25 protein-coding genes and 1 riboswitch are annotated in these 25,577 nt (G+C 69.3%); of the genes, 12 read left to right on the forward strand and 13 right to left on the reverse strand.

What is annotated here, in order from left to right:
• Window positions 1-18: 18 nt before the first annotated feature.
• Window positions 19-258 (reverse strand): hypothetical protein, encoded by a 240-nt coding sequence (locus tag ACWFRU_RS01215; protein WP_363208279.1) that lies wholly within the window; start codon window positions 256-258, stop codon window positions 19-21.
• A gap of 138 nt (window positions 259-396) precedes the next feature.
• Between ACWFRU_RS01215 and ACWFRU_RS01220 the strand changes: the two genes are divergently transcribed.
• From ACWFRU_RS01220 to ACWFRU_RS01250, 7 genes are all read left to right on the forward strand, one after another.
• Window positions 397-1,134 (forward strand): rhomboid family intramembrane serine protease, encoded by a 738-nt coding sequence (locus ACWFRU_RS01220; protein WP_453683672.1) that lies wholly within the window; start codon window positions 397-399, stop codon window positions 1,132-1,134.
• Window positions 1,131-1,412 carry an Lrp/AsnC family transcriptional regulator gene (locus tag ACWFRU_RS01225; RefSeq protein WP_030679502.1) on the forward strand — a complete coding sequence of 94 codons (282 nt, stop codon included), beginning with the start codon at window positions 1,131-1,133 and terminating at the stop codon, window positions 1,410-1,412. Before ACWFRU_RS01220 ends, ACWFRU_RS01225 begins: the two co-directional genes overlap by 4 nt.
• A gap of 83 nt (window positions 1,413-1,495) precedes the next feature.
• A complete protein-coding gene (locus ACWFRU_RS01230) occupies window positions 1,496-1,828 on the forward strand; it encodes a small secreted hydrophilic protein (protein ID WP_453683673.1) in 333 nt (110 codons plus the stop codon).
• A complete protein-coding gene (locus tag ACWFRU_RS01235) occupies window positions 1,755-3,260 on the forward strand; it encodes an ATP-binding protein (RefSeq protein WP_453683674.1) in 1,506 nt (501 codons plus the stop codon). The genes ACWFRU_RS01230 and ACWFRU_RS01235 overlap by 74 nt, the downstream gene beginning before the upstream one ends.
• Window positions 3,257-3,919: a response regulator transcription factor gene (locus tag ACWFRU_RS01240; protein WP_344520200.1), complete on the forward strand. Its 663-nt coding sequence runs from the start codon at window positions 3,257-3,259 to the stop codon at window positions 3,917-3,919. Before ACWFRU_RS01235 ends, ACWFRU_RS01240 begins: the two co-directional genes overlap by 4 nt.
• A gap of 87 nt (window positions 3,920-4,006) precedes the next feature.
• Window positions 4,007-5,419: an SLC13 family permease gene (locus tag ACWFRU_RS01245; RefSeq protein WP_453683675.1), complete on the forward strand. Its 1,413-nt coding sequence runs from the start codon at window positions 4,007-4,009 to the stop codon at window positions 5,417-5,419.
• Between the two features lie 31 nt (window positions 5,420-5,450).
• Entirely contained in the window at window positions 5,451-6,659 is a 1,209-nt protein-coding gene (locus ACWFRU_RS01250; protein ID WP_453683676.1) for a glycerate kinase family protein, read from the forward strand.
• Here ACWFRU_RS01250 and ACWFRU_RS01255 read toward each other — a convergent pair.
• The 6 genes from ACWFRU_RS01255 to ctaE form a co-directional block, all read right to left on the reverse strand.
• On the reverse strand, window positions 6,611-8,023 hold the full coding sequence (locus ACWFRU_RS01255) for an aminotransferase class V-fold PLP-dependent enzyme (RefSeq protein WP_453683677.1): 1,413 nt from the start codon (window positions 8,021-8,023) through the stop codon (window positions 6,611-6,613). The genes ACWFRU_RS01250 and ACWFRU_RS01255 overlap by 49 nt on opposite strands.
• A 167-nt stretch (window positions 8,024-8,190) precedes the next feature.
• A riboswitch (SAM riboswitch) is annotated at window positions 8,191-8,307 on the reverse strand.
• Between the two features lie 74 nt (window positions 8,308-8,381).
• Window positions 8,382-9,446 (reverse strand): anthranilate phosphoribosyltransferase, encoded by a 1,065-nt coding sequence (gene trpD / locus ACWFRU_RS01260; RefSeq protein ID WP_453683678.1) that lies wholly within the window; start codon window positions 9,444-9,446, stop codon window positions 8,382-8,384.
• Window positions 9,447-9,582: 136 nt separating this feature from the next.
• Window positions 9,583-11,214: a cytochrome bc1 complex cytochrome b subunit gene (gene qcrB, locus ACWFRU_RS01265; RefSeq protein ID WP_453683679.1), complete on the reverse strand. Its 1,632-nt coding sequence runs from the start codon at window positions 11,212-11,214 to the stop codon at window positions 9,583-9,585.
• Window positions 11,211-12,266, reverse strand: a complete 1,056-nt coding sequence (gene qcrA, locus ACWFRU_RS01270; RefSeq protein WP_453683680.1) for a cytochrome bc1 complex Rieske iron-sulfur subunit — start codon at window positions 12,264-12,266, stop codon at window positions 11,211-11,213. Before qcrA ends, qcrB begins: the two co-directional genes overlap by 4 nt.
• Window positions 12,263-13,072: a cytochrome bc1 complex diheme cytochrome c subunit gene (qcrC, locus tag ACWFRU_RS01275; protein WP_453683681.1), complete on the reverse strand. Its 810-nt coding sequence runs from the start codon at window positions 13,070-13,072 to the stop codon at window positions 12,263-12,265. Before qcrC ends, qcrA begins: the two co-directional genes overlap by 4 nt.
• Before the next feature lie 82 nt (window positions 13,073-13,154).
• Window positions 13,155-13,775 (reverse strand): aa3-type cytochrome oxidase subunit III, encoded by a 621-nt coding sequence (gene ctaE / locus ACWFRU_RS01280; RefSeq protein WP_453683682.1) that lies wholly within the window; start codon window positions 13,773-13,775, stop codon window positions 13,155-13,157.
• Window positions 13,776-13,954: 179 nt separating this feature from the next.
• On the opposite strand from ctaE, the gene ACWFRU_RS01285 reads away from it, so the two are divergent.
• A complete protein-coding gene (locus tag ACWFRU_RS01285; RefSeq protein ID WP_453683683.1) occupies window positions 13,955-14,356 on the forward strand; it encodes a hypothetical protein in 402 nt (133 codons plus the stop codon).
• Between the two features lie 60 nt (window positions 14,357-14,416).
• On the opposite strand, the gene ACWFRU_RS01290 is transcribed toward ACWFRU_RS01285, so the two are convergent.
• The 4 genes from ACWFRU_RS01290 to ctaC all read right to left on the reverse strand — a co-directional run bounded on the left by ACWFRU_RS01290 (window position 14,417) and on the right by ctaC (window position 18,889).
• A complete protein-coding gene (locus ACWFRU_RS01290) occupies window positions 14,417-15,664 on the reverse strand; it encodes an Ig-like domain-containing protein (RefSeq protein WP_453683684.1) in 1,248 nt (415 codons plus the stop codon).
• Between the two features lie 134 nt (window positions 15,665-15,798).
• Entirely contained in the window at window positions 15,799-16,197 is a 399-nt protein-coding gene (locus tag ACWFRU_RS01295; RefSeq protein WP_363208294.1) for a cytochrome c oxidase subunit 4, read from the reverse strand.
• A complete protein-coding gene (gene ctaD / locus ACWFRU_RS01300) occupies window positions 16,194-17,930 on the reverse strand; it encodes an aa3-type cytochrome oxidase subunit I (protein ID WP_365822839.1) in 1,737 nt (578 codons plus the stop codon). The genes ACWFRU_RS01295 and ctaD overlap by 4 nt, the downstream gene beginning before the upstream one ends.
• Window positions 17,927-18,889 carry an aa3-type cytochrome oxidase subunit II gene (gene ctaC, locus ACWFRU_RS01305; protein ID WP_451202813.1) on the reverse strand — a complete coding sequence of 321 codons (963 nt, stop codon included), beginning with the start codon at window positions 18,887-18,889 and terminating at the stop codon, window positions 17,927-17,929. The genes ctaD and ctaC overlap by 4 nt, the downstream gene beginning before the upstream one ends.
• Window positions 18,890-19,215: 326 nt before the next feature.
• On the opposite strand from ctaC, the gene ACWFRU_RS01310 reads away from it, so the two are divergent.
• Window positions 19,216-20,598, forward strand: a complete 1,383-nt coding sequence (locus tag ACWFRU_RS01310; protein WP_453683685.1) for an aminotransferase class V-fold PLP-dependent enzyme — start codon at window positions 19,216-19,218, stop codon at window positions 20,596-20,598.
• Here the strand turns inward: ACWFRU_RS01310 and ACWFRU_RS01315 are convergent, their stop codons facing one another.
• A complete protein-coding gene (locus tag ACWFRU_RS01315; protein WP_451202818.1) occupies window positions 20,599-21,573 on the reverse strand; it encodes a carbohydrate kinase family protein in 975 nt (324 codons plus the stop codon).
• A gap of 134 nt (window positions 21,574-21,707) precedes the next feature.
• Between ACWFRU_RS01315 and ACWFRU_RS01320 the strand changes: the two genes are divergently transcribed.
• Together ACWFRU_RS01320 and ACWFRU_RS01325 are read left to right on the forward strand one after the other, a co-directional pair.
• Window positions 21,708-21,926, forward strand: a complete 219-nt coding sequence (locus ACWFRU_RS01320) for a hypothetical protein (RefSeq protein ID WP_453683686.1) — start codon at window positions 21,708-21,710, stop codon at window positions 21,924-21,926.
• Window positions 21,927-22,068: 142 nt separating this feature from the next.
• Complete coding sequence (locus ACWFRU_RS01325; RefSeq protein WP_453683687.1) at window positions 22,069-23,601, forward strand: hypothetical protein; 1,533 nt, start codon at window positions 22,069-22,071, stop codon at window positions 23,599-23,601.
• Between the two features lie 87 nt (window positions 23,602-23,688).
• Here the strand turns inward: ACWFRU_RS01325 and ACWFRU_RS01330 are convergent, their stop codons facing one another.
• The gene (locus ACWFRU_RS01330) at window positions 23,689-24,045 is read right to left on the reverse strand and encodes a HesB/IscA family protein (protein WP_030933606.1); all 357 of its coding nucleotides are present in this window, start codon (window positions 24,043-24,045) and stop codon (window positions 23,689-23,691) included.
• A gap of 319 nt (window positions 24,046-24,364) precedes the next feature.
• Between ACWFRU_RS01330 and nadA the strand changes: the two genes are divergently transcribed.
• Window positions 24,365-25,570, forward strand: a complete 1,206-nt coding sequence (nadA, locus tag ACWFRU_RS01335) for a quinolinate synthase NadA (RefSeq protein ID WP_453683688.1) — start codon at window positions 24,365-24,367, stop codon at window positions 25,568-25,570.
• Window positions 25,571-25,577: the final 7 nt, after the last annotated feature.

Genomic DNA, 25,577 nt, shown 5'->3' on the forward strand with positions numbered 1-25,577 from the left:
TGTGCGGGGCCCGCTCCGTCAGGAGCCGGCGCCCGGCCTGTCCACGAGTTCCACCTGGTCCACCGCGTTGCACCAGCGGCAGCGCACCGACTCGATGGTCTCACTGACCACCTCGCGTTCCTCGATGTTCGACTCACCGGCCAGGTCGAGGTGCACATATTCGACGACCTTCGAACTGCGGGTCACGTCGAAGCGCGTGAGGTTGCCGCAGAGCTGGCAGCGCCACCTGGTGGTGTCGGTCGGCAGAGGAACCGTCATCGTGGCTGTTCGCTTTCCTTCGGAATTCCATGGTGCGTGGTGCCCGTAACCCTAAGGCCTGTAAGGGTCTCCATGCGGCGGCCTCCCACCCGGCGGGGCGCTCTGTACGGTTTGCTGCCCTTACGTCATGCTCTGTTCATGATCAAGGCATGGGGTACGACGGCGGGCCGGATGCTCAAGGGGCAGTCCGCCCCGGTGACGTACGGCCTGATCGCCGCCTGTTGTCTGGTCTTCGTGATCTCGCCGGTGTCCGGGCTCAATCCCGCCTACGGCACCGGCGACGAGGTGCTCGCCGCCCAGCAGGCCTACTTCGAGCGCTGGGGCGTGATTCCCTCCGAGCTGTTCAGCGGCGCGGCGCGGCCTCTGCTCGCCCCAGCCACCGCGCTCTTCGTGCACGGGAGCTGGCTGCATCTCCTCGGCAACATGCTCTTCCTCTTCGTCTTCGGGGCGATGGCCGAGGAACGGATGGGGCACGTCCAGTTCGCGCTCTTCTATCTCGGCTGCGGCTATCTCGCCCTGTTCGCCTACGCGGTCGCGCACGCGGGCTCCGACCAGACCCTGGTGGGCGCGTCGGGGGCGATCTCCGCGGTGCTCGGCGCCTTCCTGAGCCTCTTCCCGAAGGCGCGGGTCACCAGTCTCTTCCCGTTCCTCTTCTTCCTGCCGCTGCGGTTTCCGGCGTGGGTGGTGCTGCCGTTCTGGGTGGTGCTGCAGTGGCTCGCGGCCTGGCAGGGCGCGGCGGGGCCGGGGGTGGCGTATCTGGCGCACCTGGTCGGGTTCTCGCTGGGCTTTCTGTACGCGTGGGGGCGCTACAGGTGGACGGCTAGAGTGAAGAAGCAGAAGCCAGCACCGGTTACCGAGGGAGACAGTCAGCCGTGATCACCGCGATCGTGCTCATCAAGACCAGCGTGGACCGGATCCCGGAGATCGCCGAGTCGATCGCCGCCCTCGACTGCGTCAGCGAGGTCTTCTCCGTGACCGGCACGTACGACCTGATCGCCATGGTGCGCGTCTCGCGCCACGACGACCTGGCCGACGTCATCCCCGGCCGGATCAGCAAGATCCCCGGCGTGGAGGGGACGGACACGCACGTCGCGTTCCGCACGTACTCGCAGCACGACCTCGAAGCGGCGTTCGCGATCGGCCTCGACTCCTGAGCTGCCCGTCCCGCGCGCCGGATGAGGGTTTCTTCATCTGCGGCTCATGCTCCTGACGCGATACGCCCCGCACGCTCACCGTCATGGTCTTCTCCCACCGCATGGCCGCTCTGGCCGCCGTCGTGGCGATCCCCCTCGGCATCGCCGCGACCAGCTACGCCCTGACCGACAGCCCCGAACCGCCCAAGGCCCCGCCCAAGGTGGAGCTGGAGAGCGGCTCCCCGTCCGCGTCGCCGTCGTCGTCCTCCTCGTCGTCGCCGTCCGCGAAACCCACCACGCCCCGGCCGACGCCGAGCGACGAGACGGTGTCCCCGCCGCCGGTGAGCGAGAATTCCACGGGCGATGACGACGACGACGGCAACGAAGGCAACGGACAGGGCGACAACGACGACGACGGTCCCGGTGACGACGGCTGAGCGCCCGCACCGCTGGATATCCGCCCGTGTCCGCATCCTGCTCTGGCTGCTCGTGGTGATGGCCGTCGCGCTCACCGCGGTCGCGGCCACCACGCGTTCGGTCCTGCTGCGCGACGTCGACCACCGCATCGACCGGCTGCTCGCCCAGGAGACCGGGGAGTTCACCAACCTCGCCAGGGAGGGCGTCGACCCGCACACGGGCCGGAAGTTCACCGCTCCCGACCCCCTCCTGCGGCTCTTCCTCTCCCGGCAGTACGCCGACCCCGACGAGGAGCTGCTCGGTCTGGTCGGCCGCTCCGGCAGGCCGCCCGCGAAGAAGGAGCAGGCACGCGAGCAGCGGATCGACCACCCGCTGGCCGAGGACCCCACCGCGCTGCGCACGGTGTTCGACTCTCCCGACGCGACCGGCACGCTGCACCGCGACCGGGGCGAGGTCCGCTGGGCCAAGGTGGAGATCGCGGCGAGCGCCGGGCACCCGGCGGCGGCGTTCGTCGTCGCCTTCCACCCGGAGGGCGAACAGGCCAAGGCGGACGACGTGTTCACGATGCTGCTCGCCATCTCCGGGGTCGCCCTCCTGATGACGACCGGCATCGGCTGGGCGGTCGCCGGCCGCATCCTCAAGCCCGTACGCCTGGTGCGTACGACCGCCGCGCAGCTCACCGAACAGGACCTGACCCGGCGTATCCCGGTGCAGGGCAGGGACGACATCGCGGCGCTCGCCGAGACCTTCAACGGCATGCTCGACCGCCTGGAGCGCGCGTTCGCCGCGCAGCGCGAGTTCGTCGACGACGCGGGGCACGAGCTGCGCACGCCCATCACCATCGTGCGCGGCCACCTGGAGCTGATGGGCGACGACCCGGGAGAGCGGGAGGAGACGGTCCGGATCGTCATGGAGGAACTCGACCGGATGAGCCGCATCGTCGAGGACCTCCTCCTGCTCGCCAAGGCCGAGCGGCCCGACTTCGTCACCCCCCGGCCGGTGCAGCTCGCCGAGCTGACCGCGGACGTCTTCGTCAAGGCGCGGGCGCTCGGCGACCGGGACTGGAAGCTGGCCGAAGTGGCCGACGGGGAAACCCATCTCGACCCGCAGCGCATCACCCAGGCGATGGTCCAGCTCGCCCAGAACGCCGTCCAGCACACCGTCCCGGGCCAGCGCATCGGCATCGGCTCACGCAGCACGGCGGGCCGCGTCGAGTTGTACGTCGCCGACAGCGGCCCCGGCGTCCAGGCACAGGACGCCGCGGTGATCTTCGAGCGCTTCCGGCGCGGCACCGCGCGCCGTGGCGCCCGCGCCACCGGCGCCGGACTCGGCCTCGCCATCGTGCGGGCGATCGCCGAAGGGCACGGCGGCCAGGTCGAGCTGCGGCCCACGGAAGGCGGCGGCGCCACCTTCGTACTCGACCTGCGAGAACAGGAAGCGGGACTGCCATGAACCGGATTCTCATCGTCGAGGACGAGGAGCGCATCGCCTCCTTCGTCGAGAAGGGCCTGCGCGCCAACGGCTTCACCACCAGCGTCGTCGGCGACGGCGACGCCGCCTACGACTACGCCCTGACCGGCGGCTTCGACCTGGTCGTCCTGGACATCGGCCTGCCCGGCAAGGACGGCTTCACGGTCCTGCGGCAGCTGCGCGAGGCCCGCGTGACCACCCCGGTCATCGTGCTGACCGCGCGCGACTCGGTCCGCGACACCGTGGCGGGCCTGGAAGGCGGCGCGGACGACTGGATGACCAAGCCGTTCCGCTTCGAGGAACTGCTCGCGCGGGTGCGCCTGAGGCTGCGTACGGCGGCGGGGGCACCGGAGGTGACGGTGCTGCGGGGCGGGGACCTGACGCTGGATCTGCGCACGCGCAGGGCGCGTTCGGGTGAGCGGACGGTGGATCTGACGGCGCGTGAGTTCGTGCTGCTCGAACTCTTCCTGCGCCACCCGGGGCAGGTGCTCTCGCGGGAGCAGATCCTGTCGCACGTGTGGGGGTACGACTTCGACCCCGGGTCCAACATCGTGGACGTGTACGTGCGGGCGCTGCGCAAGAAGCTGGGCGCGCAGCGCGTGGAGACGGTACGCGGGATGGGGTACCGCCTGCCGGGGTGACAAGGCCCCGGCCTCGTGCCCGCCCGGGTGAATTTCCTTTCATCCGCGCCTCATTGAGGGCTCACCGCCGGGCCCGAGGCTCAGTGCGTGACCCTGAATCCCCGCCAAGCCATCACCCTCTGCGCCGCGCTGAGCCTGTGCGCGCTGCTCCTGGTGCCGGGCAACTTCCCCGGCCTGAGCGGCGACGCACGCCTCACCCTCGGTGTGTTCGCCCTGGCGACCTGCGCGTGGATCAGCACCCCGATCGACGACACGTACATCGCGCTGGGCGCCGGGCTCGCGCTCACCGCGACCGGGGTGATCAGCAGCGACACGCTCTTCGGCACCCTCGGTGACGAGACGGTCTGGCTGCTGATCTGCGCCTTCGTGCTGGCGGCCGCGGTCGCCCGCAGCGGTCTCGCGGGCCGGGCCGCGGCCTTCCTCGTCAGCGGGGCGCGCAGCGTACGGCAGCTGACGCATCTGACGACGGCCGCCCTGGTCGTGACGGCCTTCGCGGTGCCCGCCACGTCGGGCCGCGCCGCGCTCGCGCTGCCGGTCTTCCTGGCGCTCGCGAAGGTGCTCGCCGACCGCAGGCGCCTCGTGGTGATGCTCGCGCTGCTGTTCCCGACCGTGATCCTGCTCTCCGCGGTCGCGACCCTGATCGGCGCGGGCGCGCATCTCATCACGGTGTCCGTGCTGTGGGAGGCCACCGGGGAGCGGATCGGCTTCACGCAGTGGATGCTGCTCGGCCTTCCACTCGCCATCGCCTCGTCCCATCTGGCGGCGGAGGCCGTCCTGTTGACGACGACCCGGCGGGAGGACCGCAAGGGCCCGGTGCGCATCACCGTCGAGCAGCTCCAGGAGCACAGCGAGCAGCCGGTCACCGGGGCCTGGGAGCCCGCCGAGACCCGCTGCGCGCTCCTCCTCGCCACGGTCGTCGCCCTGTGGTGCAGCGAACCGCTGCACCAAGTCCCGCCCGCCGTCGTCGCGTTGATCGGCGCGGTCGTCGCCTCGTCCCCCGCCCTGGGCACCGTACGCCTCAAGGACGCGCTGAAGACCGTGCCGTGGGCGCTGCTGCTCTTCATGGCGGCGACCATGGCGATGGGCGTCGCGCTCGCCGAGTCGGGGGCGGCGAAGTGGCTGGTGGGCGGGGTCCCCCTCGATGTGCCGCCCTGGCTCTTCCTGGCCCTCGTGGTGGCGGTCAGCACGGCCGCGCACCTGGTCCTGCAGTCCCGTTCGGCCCGCTCGTCCGTCCTGGTCCCGCTGGTCGTCGCGGCGGCCGTCGGCGCGGGCGTCAACCCGGTCGCCGCCGCGCTCGCCTCCACGGCGGCCGCCGGCTTCTGTCACACCCTGCCCGCCTCCGCGAAGCCCGTCACGCTCTTCGCCGACATCCCCGGCACCCCCACCTACACCCCGCGCGACCTGCTGCGCCTCTCCGCGGTCCTGGCGCCGCTGACCGCCGCCCTGGTCCTGCTCTTCGCCGTGGCGCTCTGGCCGCTGCTCGGCGTACCCGTCCGCTGATCCCGCCCTTGAATCCACTCTGGAGACCCACGTGCTGAACCACTTCGCCATCGCCCCCAGCGGTTTCAAGGAGTCCCTGTCCGCGCAGTCCGCGGCCGAGGCCATCGCCGAAGGAGTACGCCGCGTCGTCCCGCACGCCGTGACCGATCTGATCCCCGTGGTGGACGGCGGCGAGGGCACCGCGCGCGCCCTGGCCACCTCGGGCGGCGGCCGCCTGGTCGCGCTGCCCGCCACCGGTCCCGTGGGCCAGCGGATCGGCACGCACTTCGCGCTGCTGCCGGACGGCACGGCGGTCGTGGAGATGGCGGCCGTGGCCGGGCTCTCGCTCGTCCCCCGCGATCTGCGCGACCCGGGGGCCACGACGACGTACGGCGTCGGGGAACTGATCGGCGCCGCTCTCGACGCGGGCGCCCGCCGCATCCTGGTGGGCTGCGGCGACTCCGGCACGTCGGACGGGGGCGCGGGGGCGCTGCAGGCGCTCGGGGCCCGGCTCCTTGACGCAGACGGGTGGGAACTGCCGCGTGGCGGGCGGGAGTTGATCCGGCTGAGCCGCATCGACCCCGCGGGCCTCGACCCCCGCCTGCGGGACACCGAGATCCGCGTCGCCTGCAACCCCTTCAACGTCCTGACCGGCGAGCGCGGCGTCGCCCGCGTCTTCGGCCCCCAGAAGGGCGCGACGCCCACGCAGGTCGAACAGCTGGCGGCGGGCCTCGAACACTGGGCGCACGTCCTGACCCGCGACCTGCACGCCGCCGGAGACCTCGCCCTCGGCCCCGGAACAGGCGCGTCCGGCGGCCTGGGAGCCGGCCTCGCGGCTCTCGGCGCCCAGCTGCTCCCCCGCTTCGACGTCCTCCTTGACCACCTGGACCTGAACGCGCGCCTGGCCCGCGCCGACCTCGTCGTCACCGCCGAGGGCGCCCTCGACCACCAGACGCCCCGCGGCAAGGTCCCCGCCGAAGTGGCGCGCCGTGCCAAGCGGTTCGGCCGTCCCGTCCTGGTCCTCGCGGGCACGATCGGCCAGGGCGCGCACCACGTACGGGCGGAGGGCGTGGACGCCTACAGCGCGATCCTGCCCGCGCCGGTCTCGCTCACCGAGGCGCTCGGCCGCGGCGGCGAGTTCCTCACCGACGCGACCGAACGCGCCCTGCGGATGATCGTCCTGGGGTCACGCCTGAAGGGACGGGCCAAGGCTCAGGCGACGTTGGTGTCCGGCACGCAACGCCCGTCCTCCGTGCGGTAGTTCCAGCGCGCGCCGTCCGCCACGAGCTCCTTGACGGCGCGCACGAACCGCTCCACGTGCTCGTCCGGGGTGCCCGCGCCGAAGCTGACACGGATCGCGTTCAGCGACTTCTCGCCGGGCGCGGCCTCGGGGGCACCGCACTCCCCCTGGGTCTGCGGGTCGCTGCCGAGGAGGGTGCGCACCAGCGGGTGGGCGCAGAAGAGGCCGTCACGTACGCCGATGCCGTACTCGGCGGAGAGCGCGGCGGCGAAGTGCGAGCTGTTCCAGCCGTCGACGACGAAGGAGATGACGCCGACGCGCGGCGCGTCGTCGCCGAAGAGCGAGAGCACCTTCACCGCGGGCACCTCGGCGAGGCCCTCGCGCACCTTCGCGATCAGGTGGCGCTCACGGGCGACGAGTTCGTCGAAGCCCGCCTCGGTGAGCGCCTTGCAGGCGGCGGCGATGGAGTACACGCCGATGACGTTCGGCGAACCGGCCTCGTGGCGCGCGGCGGTCTCGTGCCACTCGACGTCCACGCCCCCGTCCGTACGCCGCGCGACCTTCCGCGAGGCGCCGCCGCCGGCGAGGTACGGCTCGGCCGCCTTCAGCCAGTCGGAACGGCCGGCGAGGACGCCGGAGCCGAAGGGCGCGTACAGCTTGTGGCCGGAGAAGGCGACCCAGTCGACGTCGAGCTCGCTGATGGAGACCGGGTGGTGCGGCGCGAGCTGCGCGGCGTCCAGGACGATGCGGGCGCCGTGCGCGTGGGCGGCGGCGGCCAGCTCCTTGACCGGCCACAGCTCACCGGTGACGTTCGAGGCGCCGGTCACGCAGACCAGGGCGGGACCGTAGGGGTCGCGGTCGGCGAGGGCGCGCTCCAGGGTGGCGACGGCCTGGTCCGCGGTGCGCGGGGCGTTGAGGTACGTCACGCGGGCGTCGCGCCACGGAAGCAGCGAGGCGTGGTGCTCGGTCTCGAAGACGAAGACCTGGCAGTCGTCCGGAAGGGCGGCGGCGAGCAGGTTCAGCGAGTCGGTGGTCGAACGGGTGAAGACGACCTGGTCGTCCTCGCGGCAGCCGAGGAATTCCGCGACGGTGACCCGGCTGTTCTCGAAGAGGTCGGTGGAGAGCTGCGAGAGGTACCCGGCACCGCGGTGCACGCTGCCGTAGTACGGCGCGTAGGCGGCCACGTCGTCCCACACCCGCTGGAGGGCCGGGGCGCTGGCGGCGTAGTCGAGCGCCGCGTAGGTCACCTCGCCGCCGGTGACGAGCGGCACGGTGACATCGCGGCCGAGCACCGGCAGCGGCGCGGCACAGCAGGGGTCGGCGGACTCGGTGGAGGCGGCTTCGGCGGAGGCGGCTTCGGTGGTGGCGACGATGCGTGCGGACATGGCGAACTCCCGTGGGAAGGCAGGCGAGTTCACTGCGAGAGCGCGCGTACGGCGCCGCAGTGAAGAAGAGAAAAGGGGGTGCGGAAAAGGGGCCGGAAAGCCCTATCGCATTCGCTTGCTCACGAGACTGCTCCCTTGAGGACCAGGACCCCAGGGTTGTTCGCAGGGGTCCGCGCTTGCCATGGACCTTGCTGTCCACGGCCTGGTCTTCACCCGGGGCACCCCGCCACGGACGGAGGGTTGCCGGACAGCGAGCCGGGGCCTAATCGCTGTCACTCATGACCTGCGCAGCATCTTGCCACACGATCTTCTCGGTGCCCACCGCAGTCCGGCATCCGGACCGCGGCGGGCACCGCACTCACCTGTTGCTGGCCGCCACCCACAGCTCAAGAGCCTTCTTCGCCGACCCGGAGTCGATCGACTCCGCCGCCTTCGCGATGCCGTCGCCGATCTGCTCCACCAGGGTCCCCTCGCCCGGCGAGAGAGCCACCAGGGCCGCCGCCGTGTTTAGCAGGACGGCGTCCCGCACAGGGCCCTGCTCGCCGTCCAGGAGGCGCAGCGCCACCTCGGCGTTGTACGAGGCGTCGGCGCCCCGCAGCGCCTCGACGGGGACGAGGTCGATGCCCACGTCCCGCGGGTCGAAGGCCTCCTCGCGCACGGCTCCGTCCCGCACCACCCAGACCCGCGATGTCGACGTGGTCGTCAGCTCGTCGAGGCCGTCGTCGCCGCGGAAGACCAGGGAGGAGTTGCCGCGCTCGGCGAAGACCCCTGCCACGATCGGCGCCATCTTCGGGTCGGCCACGCCGACCGCCTGGGCCCGCACCCTGGCCGGGTTGGTGAGCGGACCGAGGGCGTTGAAGACGGTCCGGATGCCCAGCTGGCTGCGCGCCGCGCCCGCGTGCCGCAGCGCCGGGTGGAACTTCACGGCGAAGCAGAAGGTGATCCCGGCTTCCTCGGCCACCTCGACGACCCGCTTCAGCGGCAGCTCCAGGTTCACCCCGAGCTTCTCCAGGACGTCGGAGGCTCCCGAGGCGCTGGAGGCCGCGCGGTTGCCGTGCTTGACGACCTTGGCGCCCGCGCCGGCGGCCACGATCGCGGACATCGTGGAGATGTTGACGGTCTTGGCGCCGTCACCGCCGGTGCCGACGATGTCGACGGTCCGCCCCGGCACCTCGATCACGTTGGCGTGCTCGTACATCGTGCGGACGAGGCCGGAGATCTCCTCCACGGTCTCGCCCTTGGCCCGCAGGGCGACGACGAAGCCCGCGATCTGCGCGTCGGTCGCCTCGCCGCGCATGATGCGGTCCATGGCCCAGGCCGTGTCCTCGGTGCTCTGGTCACGTCCCTCGAGCAGTCCGTTCAGCACACCCGGCCAGGAACGGGCCGCCGCGGTGTTGCCTCCTGCGGGGGTCACAGCGCTCATCTGCCGCTCCTGGGTTCGTCTAGACACGGGACAGGAACACCTTATCCAGCCCCGGGGACGGCAAAGAGCCCCGTCCATGCAGTGGAACGCATGGACAGGGCTCTCGCCGTGGCGACCTTGTCAGAGTCTCAGGTGATCAGTGGTGGCCGTGGCCGCTGGTGATCTCCTTGTACTCCTCGGTGGTGGGCTTGGGGATCTGGTTGTCCTCCCCGTAGTAGCCCTTGCTGAGCTTGGCCCGGAGCTTCTGCGAACCGGACACCTTGCGCTCGACGCCGTTCTCGTCGACCGAGGGGCCGATCTCGAGCGGCGCGTACTGCTCGTGCGCGGTGAGCGTGTGCAGCTGCTCCTGGTTGAGCGGCTCGTGGACCTCGATGAACTCACCGTGCGGCAGGCGCTTGATGATGCCCGACTCGCGGCCGTGCAGGACCTTCTCCTTGTCACGCCGCTGCAGACCCAGGCAGATCCGCTTGGTGATGATGAAGGCGAGGACCGGTGCCACGAAGAAGGCGATGCGCACGAACCAGGTGATCGCGTTGATCGACAGGTGGAAGTGCGTGGCCCAGAGGTCGTTTCCACCACCGATGAGCAGCACCATGTACCAGGTGATCCACGCGACGCCGAAGCCCGTACGGGTCGGGACGTTGCGCGGGCGGTCCAGGATGTGGTGCTCGCGCTTGTCGCCGGTGACCCAGGACTCGATGAACGGGTAGACCGCGATCGCGACCAGGACCAGCGGGAAGATCACCAGCGGGACGAACACACCCAGGACGAGCGTGTGACCCCAGGCGTTGATCTCCCAGCCCGGCATGACACGGATCAGGCCTTCGGAGAAGCCCATGTACCAGTCGGGCTGCGCTCCGGTGGAGACCTGGTCCGGACGGTAGGGACCGAGCGCCCAGATCGGGTTGATCGTGGCGATCGCCGAGATGGCCGCGATCACACCGAAGACCAGGAAGAAGAAGCCTCCTGCCTTCGCCATGTACACGGGAAGCAGCGGCATGCCGACGACGTTGTTGTTCGTCTTGCCGGGGCCCGCGAACTGGGTGTGCTTGTGGTAGAAGACCAGGATCAGGTGCGCCACCACGAGCCCGAGCATGATGCCCGGCAGCAGCAGGATGTGCACCGAGTAGAACCGGGCCACGAAGTCGCCGCCGGGGAACTCACCGCCGAACAGGAACATCGCCAGGTACGTGCCCACGACCGGCACGGACAGGACGGCGCCCTGCATGAAGCGCACACCGGTACCGGAGAGCAGGTCGTCGGGGAGCGAGTAACCGGTGAAGCCGGTGAACATGCCGAGGACGAACAGCAGGAAGCCGAAGACCCAGTTGACCTCGCGGGGCTTGCGGAAGGCACCCGTGAAGAAGACGCGCATCATGTGCACGAACATCGCCGCGAGGAAGATCAGCGCCGCCCAGTGGTGGATCTGCCGGATCAGCAGACCACCGCGCACATCGAAGCTGATGTGCATGGTCGAGTTGAACGCCTCGGACATCAGCTGGCCCTGCAGCGGGATGTAGCTGCCGTGGTACTCCACCTCGTTCATCGACGGGTGGAAGAACAGGGTCAGGTACACACCCGTGAGGATGATGATGATGAAGCTGTAGAGGCAGATCTCACCGAGCATGAAGGACCAGTGGTCCGGGAAGATCTTGCGCATGTTGGCCTTGGCCAGGGAGTAGATCCCCAGACGTCCGTCGGCCCAGTCGGCCACCCGCTCTCCGGCGGGCGCCTCCTTCTTACGCGTCTCAGTCGTCTTAGTGCTCATCCGCGCTCCCAGAAAGCAGGACCGACGGGCTCAGCGAAGTCGCCGAGCGCCTCGAGGTAGCCCTCTTCGTTCACGCCGATGCGCAGCTGCGGCAGCGCGTGACCGGCCGGGCCGAAGATCACTCGGGCACCGTCGGAGAGGTCGAAGGTGGACTGGTGGCACGGGCAGAGGACGTGGTGCGTCTGCTGCTCGTACAGGGAGATCGGGCAGCCGACGTGGGTGCAGATCTTGGAGTACGCGACGACACCGTCGTGCGACCACTCGAGCTCCTGCTTGTCCTTGATGTTGTCCGGCTGGATCCGGACGATCATCAGGGCCGCCTTGGCGATCTCCTTCTGGAAGTCGTGGTCGTGCTCCTCCAGGCCCTCGGGCTTGGCGAAGGTCAGCGAACCGACCTGGACGTCCGACGGACGCAGCGGCTCGTTCGTGTTCATGTTCACGAGCAGCTTGCCCTTGGCCCACAGGGTGTGCCGCAGCTTGTCCTCCGGCAGCGGACCGAGGTCGCGCAGCAGGACGACGCCGGAGAGCGGCACCATGGCCAGCGCGCCGAACATCGTGTTGCGGATCAGCTTGCGCCGGCCGAACTGCGACTCCGCGGCACCGGCCTTGAAGTCGGCCATGACCTTGGCCTTGACCTCGGGCGCGGCCTCGATCGGGTGCCGCTCGTCGGCGACCTCCACGTCGGACATCAGGGTGCGGGCCCAGTGGACCGCGCCCGCGCCGATGCAGAAGAGCGCGATGCCGAGGGTCATGCCCAGGGAGAAGTTCAGCGCGCTGATGTGGCCGATCGGCCAGATGTAGACGCGCTTGTCGACCGGGAACGCCACGTACGAGGCGATGAAGCCGATCGTGGCGAGCATCGACAACGTGAACAGGAAGGCGACCGCACGCTCGGACCGCTTGGCGGCCCGCTCGTCGATGTCCTGGACACGGTGCTCATGGGGCGGAAGGCCCGGGTCGGCGAACGGGTTGTCGTCCGCGACCGCCACCGAGCCGTGCTCGGTCTCCTGCACGCTGGGCAGGTTCTCTTCTGATTTCTCTTGGCTACTCATGACTTCTTGGCCTTTGCGGTCCGAGCGGCGACCCACACGGCGACCGCGATCAGCGAGCCGAGACCGAAGATCCAGCCGAACAGGCCTTCACTGACCGGACCCAGGCCACCCAGCTTGAGACCGCCAGGGCTCTCGGTCTGTTCGCCGTTGACCGCGTCGAGGTACGCGATGATGTCCTTCTTGTTCTTCTCCGGCATCACGGTGTCGGGGAAGGACGGCATGTTCTGCGGGCCGGTCTGCATGGCCTCGTAGATGTGCTTGGGGGAGACATCCTCCAACGAAGGAGCGAACTTGCCCTTCGTCAACGCGCCGCCCTCACCGGTGAAGTTGTGGCACTGCGCGCAGTTGGTGCGGAACAGCTCGCCACCCTTGGCGATGTCCGCCCCGTCCGGGCTGTACTGCTTCTCGGTGGGAACGGTCGGGCCCGCGCCCAGCGAGGCGATGTACGCCGCGAGCTGGTCGATCTGGGCCTGGTTGTAGATGGCCTTCTTCTTCGGCGCCTGGGCGCCCGGCTGCTGCAGCGGCATACGGCCGGTGCTGACCTGGAAGTCGACGGCGGCTGCGCCGACGCCCACCAGGCTAGGACCGTCGGAGGACCCCTGACCGCCGGTTCCGTGGCAGCTGGAGCAGCCCACGGAGTACAACTTCTTGCCCTCGTCGATGGCGAGGGACTGGGCGGTGTCGTCGGCCTGCGCCTTGTCCGCGGGTGCGAACGCGGCGTACAGCCCCCCGGTGGCCGCCAGCGCGAGGAGTAGGACGACGACCGCCGCCAGCGGGTGGCGTCGTCGTGCGGAGAGCTTTTTCACGGATTACCCCGGTGTCAGGATCTTCTGCGTCGATGCTTCTGGAATGAGTCGGAACGTCGGGCCCGGCTGGGCCCGGCCCCGTTTACTTGATCATGTAGATCGTGGCAAAGAGACCGATCCAGACAACATCGACGAAGTGCCAGTAGTAGGACACGACGATGGCTGCGGTCGCCTGCTCATGGGTGAACCTCTTGGCCGCGTACGTCCTGCCGAGGACCAGCAGGAAGGCGATGAGACCGCCTGTCACATGCAAGCCATGGAAGCCGGTGGTCAGGTAGAACACCGATCCGTACGGGTCGGACGAGAGCGAGAGACCCTCGTGCTTGACCAGCTCGGTGTACTCGAAGACCTGACCGCCGATGAAGACCGCACCCATGATGAAGGTGACGATGAACCACATCCGGAGCTTCTTCACGTCACCACGCTCAGCGGCGAACACGCCTAGCTGACACGTGAGAGAGGAGAGCACCAGGATCGTGGTGTTCGTCGCCGAGAACGGGAAGTTCAGCGCGGACGCCATTTCCTTCCAGTGCTCAGGTCCTGTCACCGATCGCAGGGTGAAGTACATCGCGAAGAGGGCCGCGAAGAACATCAGCTCGGAACTCAGCCAAATGATGGTTCCGACGCTGGTGAGGTTCGGCCGATTGACCGGCGGGTGCGCGTGCCCGGTATCTACTGTCGTTGCTGTCGCCACGACCGACATTATGTCGGTCGCTTATCCCGCCCTCACCCCGGGGGGTGCCGTTCGGAGTGTCTGCGGGGTGTGTCCTGCCCGTATGGCCCATCGAAGGGCTGTCCGAACCGCTGTTGACGGGGTGTCCGGAGGAGTAGCATCCGCGCATCGGCCCCTGGCCGAGAGCCCCTCAACGAAGCGGAGGAACAATGCAGCCGACCGCCACGGTGCTGGTCTACAGCGACAACGCGAGCACCCGCGAGCAGGTCCGGTTGGCCACCGGACGCAGGCCGGCGGCGGACGTTCCCGCGGTCGAGTTCATCGAGTGCGCGACGCTGCCCGCCGTACTGAAGGAACTCGACCGGGGCGGCATCGACGTCTGCGTCCTGGACGGCGAGGCCACCCCTGTCGGCGGCATGGGGGTCTGCCGTCAGCTCAAGGACGAGATCTTCCGGTGCCCGCCCGTGCTCCTGCTCATGGGGCGCCCGCAGGACGCCTGGCTGGCCACCTGGAGCCGCGCGGAGGCCGCGGTGACCCTTCCGGTCGATCCGGTCGAGTTCGCGAACTCCCTGGCCTCCCTCCTGCGCGAGAAGCTGGCCGTCGAGGCCTGACGCCACGCCAGCAGGCCCCGCGCCTCGGCACGGGGCCTTCTGTGCTGTTCTGCGGAGCCGTCAGACCTGCGGCCGCAGTCGGGCCGCGTCGACCGCCGTGGGGCCGTCCTTGGCGCCGCCGAGCAGCGCGCTGCCGTCCCGCCAGTTCTTCCAGTCGACGTTCCAGTCGCCGAAGCCGTTGCCGAACGGGTCCATGTCCGCACCCAGACTGTTGACGACCCGCACGAGGTCGCCCTGCCGGACGGTCTCGTAGAACCAGGCGGCGTCGCCGGTGCTCATGCCCGTGCAGCCGTGGCTGGTGTTCGCGTTCCCCTGCGAGCCGACCGACCAGGGGGCGGCGTGCACGTACTCACCGGAATCGGTGACCCGCGTCGCGTAATAGACCATCTTGTCGTAGAAGTCCGATGCGCCGATGCTGGCACTGGTCATACGTACGGAGTACTCCTTGCCCAGCACCACCTTGACGCCGTTGCGCGTGGAGTAGCCGGGTTTGCCCGTCGTCACCGGCATGGAGTTGATCTCCTCGCCGTTGCGGTAGACCGTCATCCAGTGCGAACCCGCGTCCGTGACGGCCTCGATGCGGTCGCCGATGGTCATCCGCAGCGGCTTGGCCTCGCCGCCCCAGAGCTTGTCGCGGACCTTGATGCCCGCGAGGTTGCTGCGGACGTTGATGGTGGCGCCCACGGGCCAGTACTCCTTGGGGCGGTAGTGCAGCGTCTTGCTGTCCACCCAGTGCCACACGCCCTTCGTGGCGGGCTGCGTCTCGACCTTCAGCGAGCGCTCCACGATGGCCCTGGCCTTCTTGTCCTTCACCTTGGCGCTGAGCTTGGCCGTGACCGGCTGCCCCACCCCGTACTTGCCTGATCCGGGGCCGAAGGTGACGTCGAGGCGCTTCTTCTTGGCCGCCTCGTTCGTCTCGAACGTCAGGACCTTGCGGCCCGGTGAGCCCTCCTCGTCCTCCGTGCTGACCCGCACCGTGTAGTGCGCGCCCGCCGCGAGAGGCTCCGTGCTGTGCCAGCGGGCTCCGTCGGCGGCGAGTTCACCCGCCACGTACCGCCCCTGGGCGTCGGTGGCCGTCACATCGGTGATGCGCCCGTCCTCGCCCTGGGCGGTGACCTCCAAGGGCTTGTCCGGATCCGCCTTCCGGCTGCCCACCGGGCCGTTGAAGGCGATCTGGCCCGCCGCGTCGTACGGCTTCGCCGAGAGCGGATGGCCGTCGGAGCCGCCGCATGCCGTGGTCCCCACCCCGAGGGCGGCCACCAGCATGGTGCAGCTCAGTACCGTGCGGATTCGCGGTGAGTGGCTCATGGACACACGGTATGGACGTTCCCCGGCTCCGGCGCGCCGAGTGACCCGTACGAGTGTCAAGCGCGACACGCCGAAGGGCCCGGACGCTCCTGACGGAGTGTCCGGGCCCTTCGGTGGAGCGGGAGGTCACAGACTCACTGGGTCTGGTTCTCGCCCCGGTAGTACTCGAAGACCCAGCCGAAGAGGCCGATCATCAGGATGGGGGCCGAGAAGTACAGCAGCCACCAGCCGAAGACGACGCCCATGAAGGCGAGCGCGCCACCGATGGCCAGCGAGAGCGGCTGCCAGCTGTGCGGGCTGAAGAAGCCCACCTCGCCGGCCTCGTCCGCTACGTCGGCCTCCTTGTTGTCCTGTGCGGCCGCGTCGACACGCCGGGCCGTGAAGGCCAGGTAGTAGCCGATCATGATGCACAGGCCGAACGCCAGGAACAGCGCGGTCGTACCCGCCGGCTCCTTGGACCACCAGCCGTAGACGATCGCCATGACGAGCACGAAGACGCTCAGCCAGATGAACATCTTGCCTTGGACCTTCACTTGCCGGCCTCCTTGCCGCCCGCGAGCGCCTTGTCACCGTGGCCGCTGTTCTCGAGCTGGTCGAGAGCCGCGATCTCAGGGTGATGCAGGTCGAACGCCGGGGATTCGGAACGGATCCTCGGCAGGGTGAGGAAGTTGTGCCGCGGCGGCGGGCAGGACGTCGCCCACTCGAGCGAACGGCCGTAGCCCCACGGGTCGTCGACCTCGATCTTCTTGCCGTACTTGGCCGTCTTCCAGATGTTGTAGAAGAACGGCAGGATCGACAGGCCGAGCAGGAACGAGGAGATCGTCGAGATCGTGTTCAGCGCGGTGAACCCGTCGGCCGCGAGGTAGTCCGCGTAACGACGCGGCATGCCCTCGGCGCCCAGCCAGTGCTGCACCAGGAACGTCCCGTGGAAGCCGATGAACAGCGTCCAGAAGGTGATCTTGCCAAGCCGCTCGTCCAGCATCTTGCCGGTGAACTTCGGCCACCAGAAGTGGAAGCCGGAGAACATCGCGAAGACCACGGTGCCGAAGACGACGTAGTGGAAGTGCGCGACCACGAAGTACGAGTCGGAGACGTGGAAGTCCATCGGCGGCGAGGCCAGGATGACGCCGGTCAGACCACCGAAGGTGAAGGTGATCAGGAAGCCGACGGCCCAGAGCATCGGTGTCTCGAAACTCAGTGAGCCCTTCCACATCGTTCCGATCCAGTTGAAGAACTTCACGCCCGTTGGCACGGCGATCAAGAACGTCATGAAGGAGAAGAACGGTAGGAGTACGCCACCGGTGACGTACATGTGGTGCGCCCACACGGTCACGGAGAGACCCGCGATGGCGATCGTCGCGCCGATCAGACCCATGTAGCCGAACATCGGCTTCCGGGAGAAGACCGGGATGACCTCGGAAATGATTCCGAAGAATGGCAACGCGATGATGTACACCTCTGGATGGCCGAAGAACCAGAAGAGGTGTTGCCATAGCAGCGCGCCGCCGTTGGACGCGTCGAAGATATGGGCGCCGAATTTACGGTCCGCCTCCAGGGCGAACAGCGCGGCGGCCAGCACCGGGAAGGCCAGCAGGACCAGAACCGCGGTCAGCAGGACGTTCCACACGAAGATCGGCATCCGGAACATCGTCATGCCGGGTGCGCGCATGCAGATGATCGTGGTGATGAAGTTGACCGAACCGAGGATCGTGCCGAAGCCGGAGAAGGCCAGACCCATGATCCACATGTCGGCGCCGATGCCCGGCGAACGGACGGCGTCCGACAGCGGGGAGTAGGCGAACCAGCCGAAGTCGGCCGCACCCTGCGGGGTGAGGAAGCCGGCCACCGCGATGAGCGAGCCGAAGAGGTACAGCCAGTACGCGAACATGTTCAGCCGCGGGAACGCCACGTCGGGCGCGCCGATCTGCAGCGGCATGATCCAGTTCGCGAATCCGGCGAACAGCGGCGTCGCGAACATCAGCAGCATGATCGTGCCGTGCATCGTGAACGCCTGGTTGAACTGCTCGTTCGACATGAGCTGCGAGCCGGGACGAGCGAGTTCGGCGCGCATGAAGAGCGCCATGACGCCGCCGATGCAGAAGAACGCGAACGACGTGACCAGGTAGAGCGTGCCGATGGTCTTGTGGTCGGTGGTCGTCAGCCACTTGATCACCACATTGCCCGGCTGCTTGCGCCGTACCGGCAGCTCGTCCTCGTACGAGTCTTCTGCTGCCGCGGCACCCTGAGGTTCGTTGAGGATGCTCACAGGTTGTTCGTCTCCCGGTTCTTCTCGTGCTTCGTCTGCTCGATGCCGGCCGGGATGTAACCGGTCTGGTTCTTCTTCGCCAGGTCCTCGAGGTGCTTCTGGTAGCGCTCGGGGGAAACGACCTTGACGTTGAAGAGCATCCGGGAGTGGTCGACACCGCAGAGCTCGGCGCACTTGCCCATGAAGGTGCCCTCCTTGTTCGGAGTCACCTCGAAGGCGTTCGTGTGGCCCGGGATGACGTCCTGCTTCATGAGGAACGGCACCACCCAGAAGGAGTGGATGACGTCACGCGAAGTCAGCACGAACCGGACCTTCTCGCCCTTGGGGAGCCAGAGGGTCGGACCGGGGTTGCCGTTCTGCGGGTTCCGCTGGCCGGGCGTACCGACGTCGTAGACGCCACCGGCGTTGGACGGGAACGCATCACGGAACTTGTCCGGGATGGCTTCCAGCTCCTTGGCGGACTTGGCGTCCCCCTTGTCGGAACCCGGCACGTCCTCGATGTAGTTGAAGCCCCAGCTCCACTGGTAGCCGACCACGTTGACCGTGTGGGCGGGCTTGTCCTCCAGAGCGAGGAGCTTCGTCTCATCACGTGCCGTGAAGTAGAAGAGCACCGAGACGATGATGAGAGGCACCACCGTGTAGAGCGCCTCGATGGGCATGTTGTAACGCGTCTGCGGAGGTACCTCGACCTTGGTGCGGCTGCGCCGGTGGAAGATGACACTCCACAGGATCAGACCCCAGACCAGCACGCCCGTGGCGAGCGCTGCCGCCCACGAGCCCTGCCAGAGGGAGAGGATCCGGGGAGCCTCCTCCGTTACGGGGGTGGGCATACCAAGGCGGGGAAAGTCCTTGTATGTGCAACCGGTCGCGGTTGCCAAGATCAGGCCCGCAGTCAGCACCTGCGGCAGCTTCCGCCGCATCGGGCGCCGCGACGAGCGGTCGGAGCCGTTGGGACTCACGTAGCGCCTTCCCGAGAGTCTCGGCCCGCGCGGTCGGGTGCGGCCTTCTCGGTCGTCGGTCGCCGCCCTGCGGCGGGCAGGGGTTTGGATGTTTATGCGGGCCAAACCTTACTGGACGCTATTTGGGGTCGCGCGGGGAGGGTGCCTAACGCGCCGCGGGTCACTCGGGAGGGTGTTACGCCCGCCCCGCAGCAGCTTTCTGACGGAAGGTCCGGCCCGCCCAATGGCTCGGGGGCCTCCTGGTTCGCGACTGCGGGTTCGCCGTGGCTGATCACGCAGTTCCCCGCGCCCCCATGGGGCGCTCCCCCAGGCCTTAGCGTTACCCCGTGTCCTACTTCGACGTGGCTTCCTCCGCTCCCCTTCATCCCGTGGCCCGCCAAGCCCTGCAGGCCTCGCTCGATGAAGGGTGGGCCGATCCCGCGCGGCTCTATCGCGAGGGGCGGCGGGCCAGGCTGTTGCTCGATGCCGCGCGGGAGGCGGCCGCGGAGGCGGTCGGGTGCCGCCCCGACGAGCTTTCCTTCACCTCCTCGGGCACCCGGGCGGTGCACTCCGGGATCGCGGGGGCCCTCGCGGGGCGACGGCGTGTCGGGCGCCATCTGGTGGTGTCGGCGGTCGAACACTCTTCGGTGCTCCATGCGGCGGCGGCCCTCGAAGGCGACGGCGGGACAGTGACGGAGATCCCCGTCGACCGGTCGGGGGCGGTGTCCACGGCCGCGTACACCGCCGGTCTGCGCCCCGACACGGCGCTCGCCTGCCTCCAGTCCGCCAACCACGAGGTGGGCACCGAGCAGCCGGTGGCCGATGTCGCTTCGGCGTGTCGGGCCGCCGGGGTGCCGCTCCTGGTGGACGCCGCGCAGTCGCTGCCGTGGGGTCCGGTGGGCGGGGAGTGGTCGCTGCTCGCCGCCAGTGCCCACAAGTGGGGCGGGCCCGCGGGCGTGGGGCTGCTCGTGGTGCGCAAGGGGGTGCGGTTCGCCCCGCAAGGCCCGGCCGACGAGCGCGAGTCGGGGCGCGCCCCGGGCTTCGAGAACATCCCGGCGGTGGTCGCCGCCGCGGCCTCGCTGCGTGCCGTGCAGGCCGAGGCGGCCGAGGAGGGCGCCCGGCTGCGGGAGTTGACCGAGCGGATCAGGGCACGGGTGCCGGGTCTGGTGCCGGACGTGGAGGTGGTGGGCGAACCGGAGCGGCGCCTCCCCCACCTGGTGACCTTCTCGTGTCTCTATGTCGACGGGGAGAGCGTGCTGCACGAGCTGGACCGGGCGGGATTCTCGGTCTCGTCCGGCTCGTCCTGCACCAGCTCGACGCTGACCCCGAGCCATGTCCTGAAGGCGATGGGCGTACTGAGCGAGGGCAACGTCCGGGTGTCACTCCCACGGGGGACCCAGGAAGCTGACGTCGAGCGTTTCCTGGGGGTTCTGCCGGGCGTGGTGGCCGCCGTACGGGAGCAACTGGGCGCACCGGCGGCCCCGGCCGGCCCGCGTGCGGAGTCCGGCTCGCTCGTCGTCGACGCGCTCGGCAAGCGCTGCCCGCTCCCCGTCATCGAGCTCGCGAAGGTCATCGGGGACGTGCCGGTGGGCGGCACGGTCACGGTCCTCGCCGACGACGAGGCGGCGCGGCTCGACATCCCGGCGTGGTGCGAGATGCGGGGCCAGGAGTACGTGGGCGAGGAGCCGGCGGACCACGGCGTCGCCTATGTGGTCCGCCGGAGCTCCTGACTAGACCAGGTGGGCCTGGACCTCGGACGCCGCCTCATGGCCGTACGCCTTGGTGAAGCGGTCCATGAAGTTGCTGCGCTGCAGCTCGTACTCCTGGGTGCCGACGGTCTCGATGACCAGGGTGGCGAGCATGCAGCCGACCTGCGCCGCGCGCTCGTGGGAGACGCCCCAGGCGAGACCCGAGAGGAAGCCCGCGCGGAAGGCGTCGCCGACGCCGGTCGGCTCGACCTTCGCCTCCTCCTCGGGGACGCCGACCTCGATCGGGTCCTGGCCCGTCGCCTCGATGCGCACGCCGCGCGAGCCGAGGGTCGTCACGCGGTGGCCGACCTTGGAGAGGATCTCGGCGTCGGTCCAGCCGGTCTTGGACTCGATGAGCCCCTTCTCGTACTCGTTCGAGAAGAGGTACGTGGCGCCGTCGAGGAGCGTCCGGATCTCCTCGCCCTCCATGCGCGCGATCTGCTGGGAGAAGTCGGCCGCGAAGGGGATCTTCCGCGTCCGGCACTCCTCGGTGTGGCGCATCATCGCCTCGGGGTCGTCCGCACCGATGAGAACCAGGTCGAGGCCGCCCACGCGGTCGGCCACGGTCTTCAGTTCGATGAGGCGGGCCTCGCTCATCGCGCCCGTGTAGAACGAGCCGATCTGGTTGTGGTCGGCGTCCGTGGTGCACACGAAGCGGGCGGTGTGCAGCGTCTCGGAGATGCGGACCGACGCCGTGTCGACGCCGTGCCGGTCGAGCCAGGCGCGGTACTCGCCGAAGTCGGAGCCCGCGGCGCCGGCCAGGATCGGGCTCGTGCCGAGCTGGCCCATGCCGAAGCAGATGTTGGCGGCCACTCCTCCCCTGCGTACGTCGAGGGCGTCGACCAGGAAAGAGAGAGAAACCGTGTGCAACTGATCCGCGACCAGTTGGTCGGCGAAGCGGCCGGGGAAGGTCATCAGGTGGTCGGTGGCGATGGAGCCGGTGACTGCGATACGCACGACGGCATGCTCCTGTGGAGGAGAGGCAGGGGTTGACACTTCACGCTACCGGGTCGGCGCACCCCTGCTGAAGAGGCCAAACTACCCGTTAGTAGGTCTTTTTTCGCGAGGTGTGCGATGCGTACGGTGCGGTTATGGCCGTTATCTCGAAGCATGTCGTGAACGCCCGTCCCGTCGAGCTGCCCACCGAGTCCCTGGAGACCTTGCGCGGCGACTGCGCCCGCATGGCCCCGCACTGGGTGACTCCCGCGGCCGCCGCGACCGCCCCGGTGTCGCCCGCGCTGATCCATGGCGTCAGCGTTCCGTCCGCCTCCGCGCGGCTGATCGACGGCATGTCCGAGTACGGCGACTGAGCCAGGGCGCCAGCGCGCGCCGAGGGAACCGCGCGCTCCCCCGCTGCGTCCCACCGCTGTCCCCCGTAAAGGGGACGCGGAATACGAACGGGGCCCACCCACGGGCCTCCAGGGACAGCAGTGCAGTCGAAGGAGCGATGCGGTGAGCACCGAGCGACCCGACCATGACGCGGCCGAGCAGCACCGGCGGCGTTCCCGCCTTGCCGTCGCGTCGGTGGCGGCCACGGTGCTGCTCGTCGGTGGCGGCGGCGCGTACTTCGCCGCCACCGCCTCAGGCGGCAGCGACGGCAACGGCAGTTCTCCCGCCGCCGACGGCGGCACGCCCCCGCCCCTCGCCCTGGACGGCCACACGGACGGCGACCGGCGGGAAGGCGGCAGTGGCGGCTCGGGCGACACCAACGGCATCGCCCCCGGCGAGCCCGACCCGAACGGCGCCACCTACCGCGCCGAGGGCAAGCTGCCCGGCGGCCCCGACGAGGCGCCGGTGTACCACGCGCGGGGCACCGTCAGCCAGGACCAGGTCACCGAGCTGGCCAAGGCACTCGGCGTCACCGGCAAGCCCACGTCGCAGGACGGCGCCTGGAAGATCGGTCCCACGAAGGACGGTTCCGGGCCCTCGCTCCAGGTGAGCAAGCAGGCTCCCGGCACCTGGACGTTCACGAAGTACACCGCCGGGGGCGGCGACAACTGCCAGAAGGGCAAGCCCTGTTCGGGGGACTCGGGAACGTCCACCGCGCCGAACGGCGAGGGGGACGCGGTCGGCGAGAGCGCGGCGAAGAAGGCGGCGGCGCCGGTCCTGAAGGCCGTGGGCCAGGACGACGCGAAGCTGGACGCGGGCCAACTCATGGGCGGCGTACGGGTGGTGAACGCCGACCCGAAGGTGGGCGGCCTGCCGACGTACGGCTGGTCGACCGGCATCCAGGTCGGCTCGGACGGTCAAGTGGTCGGAGGCAGCGGCCAGTTGAAGGCGCCGGAGAAGGGCGCCACCTACCCGGTGATCAGCGCCGAGGAGACCCTGGAGCAGCTCAACGCGTCGGGCGGCGGTGGCGGCCGGGTCGGCATCGGCGGCTGCGCGTCGGCGGTGCCGAACCCCGCGGGCGACACGGCGGACAGCTCTGAGGGTGAGGGCCCCGCCGTCGAGGAGGGGACGAAGGCGCCGTGCGAGGAGCCTTCCTCCGCGCCTCCGAAGCCGCAGCCGGTCACGGTGAAGGGGGCCACCTTCGGGCTCGCGGTGCAGTTCGTGGACGGGCGCCAGGCGCTCGTGCCCTCCTGGCTGTTCGACGTGCAGCCGCAGGGCGCGCAGGACACCTTCACGGTGACGCACACGGCCGTGGAGCCGAAGTTCCTCACCTCGCCGAGCACGCCGCCCGCGGCCCCGACGCCCACCGAGAAGCCGGGCTCGGGCCGGCAGGATTCGGTCACGCGCGTCGAGTCCTACCGCGCGGACGGCAAGTCCCTGACGCTGTCCTTCTGGGGCGGCGTGTGCAGCGACTACTCGGCTTCGGCCGACGAGAGCAAGGGCAGCGTGCGCGTGAAGGTGACCGAGTCCCACAAGAAGGGCGAGGTCTGCGTGTCGATGGCCAAGAAGTTCACCGAGACCGTGACCCTCGACCAGCCGCTCGGCGACCGCGAGGTCGTGGACGCGAAGGGCGGCGAGACGGTGCCGCGCAAGTAGCGGCACCGCGGACACACACGAAGGCGGCCCCCGAAGTGCTTCGGGGGCCGCCTTCGCGCGGACGGACCCGGCCGGGTCCGTGCCGGTCTAGCTGAACGAGTCGCCGCAGGCGCAGGAGCCCGTGGCGTTCGGGTTGTCGATCGTGAAGCCCTGCTTCTCGATGGTGTCGACGAAGTCGATGGAGGCGCCGCCCAGGTACGGGGCGCTCATCCGGTCGGTGACGACCTTCACGCCGTCGAAGTCCTTGACCACGTCGCCGTCGAGCGAACGCTCGTCGAAGAACAGCTGGTAGCGAAGACCGGAGCAGCCGCCGGGCTGAACGGCGACGCGCAGCGCCAGGTCGTCCCGGCCCTCCTGCTCCAGAAGGCCCTTGACCTTGGCCGCGGCGGCGTCGGACAGGAGGATGCCGTCGCTCACGGTGGTGGTCTCGTCCGATACGGACATCTGCTTCTCTCCCGGGTTGTACGGAGACTGCTTGCCGACGGTTGCAACCGTCGGGGCCGCGGATTCATTCCGGGCCGAGTGCTGTGTCTCCCGGCTGTCTGTCGACTGTCTCTCGGCTGTCTGTCCCTTCATGCTCGCACATGCCGCCCGGCGGGGCATCGACCCGTCGGAGGCGAACGCGTCACATCGACACTATGGCCATCGTCAAACTGACGTGAAGCGGTTATGATAGATAACGTCAATTAGACGAAAAGGCTCCCCGGTGCAAGCACCGGCTCCACCGGAGCGGCTGCAGCCGCGCTCATCACATTCAGAAAGGGTGCGTGTCGTGACCACCGCCCAGTCCCCCGTGGACCTTGTGGAACTCGATGTTCAGCCCACACCGCTCGCTCTGCTGCTGCTCGGCCGCGAGGCCGACCCCAAGAGCGAGCGCGGCGTGGAGTGCCCCGGCGATCTGCCGTCGCCCTCCGACCCCGACCTGGTGGAGCGCGCCCGTGCCGCCAAGGAGAAGCTCGGCGACAAGGTCTTCGTTCTCGGCCACCACTACCAGCGAGACGAGGTCATCCAGTTCGCGGATGTCACCGGCGACTCCTTCAAGCTGGCCAAGGACGCGGCCGCCAGGCCGGAGGCGGAGTACATCGTCTTCTGCGGCGTGCACTTCATGGCCGAGTCCGCGGACATCCTGACCACCGACGACCAGAAGGTCGTCCTGCCCGACCTGGCCGCCGGCTGCTCGATGGCCGACATGGCCACCGCCGAGCAGGTCGCGGAGTGCTGGGACGTGCTGGCCGAGGCCGGGATATCCGAGCAGGTCGTGCCCGTCTCGTACATGAACTCCTCGGCCGACATCAAGGCCTTCACCGGCAAGCACGGCGGGACGATCTGCACCTCGTCCAACGCCAAGCGGGCCCTGGAGTGGGCCTTCGAGCAGGGCGAGAAGATCCTCTTCCTGCCCGACCAGCACCTCGGCCGGAACACCGCGGTCCGCGACATGGGCCTCTCGCTCGACGACTGCGTGGTCTACAACCCGCACAAGCCGAACGGCGGCCTGACGGCCGAGCAGCTGCGTGACGCGAAGATGATCCTGTGGCGCGGGCACTGCTCGGTGCACGGGCGCTTCTCGCTGGAGTCCGTGGAGGACGTGCGCGCGCGGATTCCCGGCGTGAACGTCCTGGTGCACCCGGAGTGCAAGCACGAGGTCGTGGCGGCGGCGGACTACGTGGGCTCCACGGAGCACATCATCCAGACCCTGGAGGCGGCCCCGGCCGGTTCCAAGTGGGCGATCGGGACCGAGCTGAATCTCGTACGCCGTCTGGCGAACCGTTTCGCCGCCGAGGACAAGGAGATCGTCTTCCTCGACAAGACGGTCTGCTTCTGCTCGACCATGAACCGGATCGACCTGCCGCACCTGGTCTGGGCCCTGGAGTCGCTGGCCGAGGGCAAGCTGGTCAACCAGATCGAGGTCGACCGCGAGACCGAGCAGTTCGCGAAGCTGGCCCTCGAACGGATGCTGGCCCTGCCGTAGGCCTGCC

The organism is Streptomyces sp. NPDC055099, from assembly GCF_053607685.1.

Excerpts from the sequence above, each read along its gene's own strand:
- ACWFRU_RS01235 (WP_453683674.1), top strand. The coding sequence starts at position 1,755 with ATGACGACGACGACGGCAACGAAGGCAACGGACAGGGCGACAACGACG.
- ACWFRU_RS01215 (WP_363208279.1), bottom strand. The coding sequence starts at position 258 with ATGACGGTTCCTCTGCCGACCGACACCACCAGGTGGCGCTGCCAGCTC.
- ACWFRU_RS01320 (WP_453683686.1), top strand. The coding sequence starts at position 21,708 with ATGGCCGTTATCTCGAAGCATGTCGTGAACGCCCGTCCCGTCGAGCTG.
- ACWFRU_RS01255 (WP_453683677.1), bottom strand. The coding sequence starts at position 8,023 with ATGTCCGCACGCATCGTCGCCACCACCGAAGCCGCCTCCGCCGAAGCC.
- ACWFRU_RS01285 (WP_453683683.1), top strand. The coding sequence starts at position 13,955 with ATGCAGCCGACCGCCACGGTGCTGGTCTACAGCGACAACGCGAGCACC.
- ACWFRU_RS01230 (WP_453683673.1), top strand. The coding sequence starts at position 1,496 with ATGGTCTTCTCCCACCGCATGGCCGCTCTGGCCGCCGTCGTGGCGATC.
- ctaE (WP_453683682.1), bottom strand. The coding sequence starts at position 13,775 with ATGTCGGTCGTGGCGACAGCAACGACAGTAGATACCGGGCACGCGCAC.
- ACWFRU_RS01330 (WP_030933606.1), bottom strand. The coding sequence starts at position 24,045 with ATGTCCGTATCGGACGAGACCACCACCGTGAGCGACGGCATCCTCCTG.
- ACWFRU_RS01240 (WP_344520200.1), top strand. The coding sequence starts at position 3,257 with ATGAACCGGATTCTCATCGTCGAGGACGAGGAGCGCATCGCCTCCTTC.
- qcrA (WP_453683680.1), bottom strand. The coding sequence starts at position 12,266 with ATGAGTAGCCAAGAGAAATCAGAAGAGAACCTGCCCAGCGTGCAGGAG.
- trpD (WP_453683678.1), bottom strand. The coding sequence starts at position 9,446 with ATGAGCGCTGTGACCCCCGCAGGAGGCAACACCGCGGCGGCCCGTTCC.
- ACWFRU_RS01220 (WP_453683672.1), top strand. The coding sequence starts at position 397 with ATGATCAAGGCATGGGGTACGACGGCGGGCCGGATGCTCAAGGGGCAG.
- qcrB (WP_453683679.1), bottom strand. The coding sequence starts at position 11,214 with ATGAGCACTAAGACGACTGAGACGCGTAAGAAGGAGGCGCCCGCCGGA.
- ACWFRU_RS01290 (WP_453683684.1), bottom strand. The coding sequence starts at position 15,664 with ATGAGCCACTCACCGCGAATCCGCACGGTACTGAGCTGCACCATGCTG.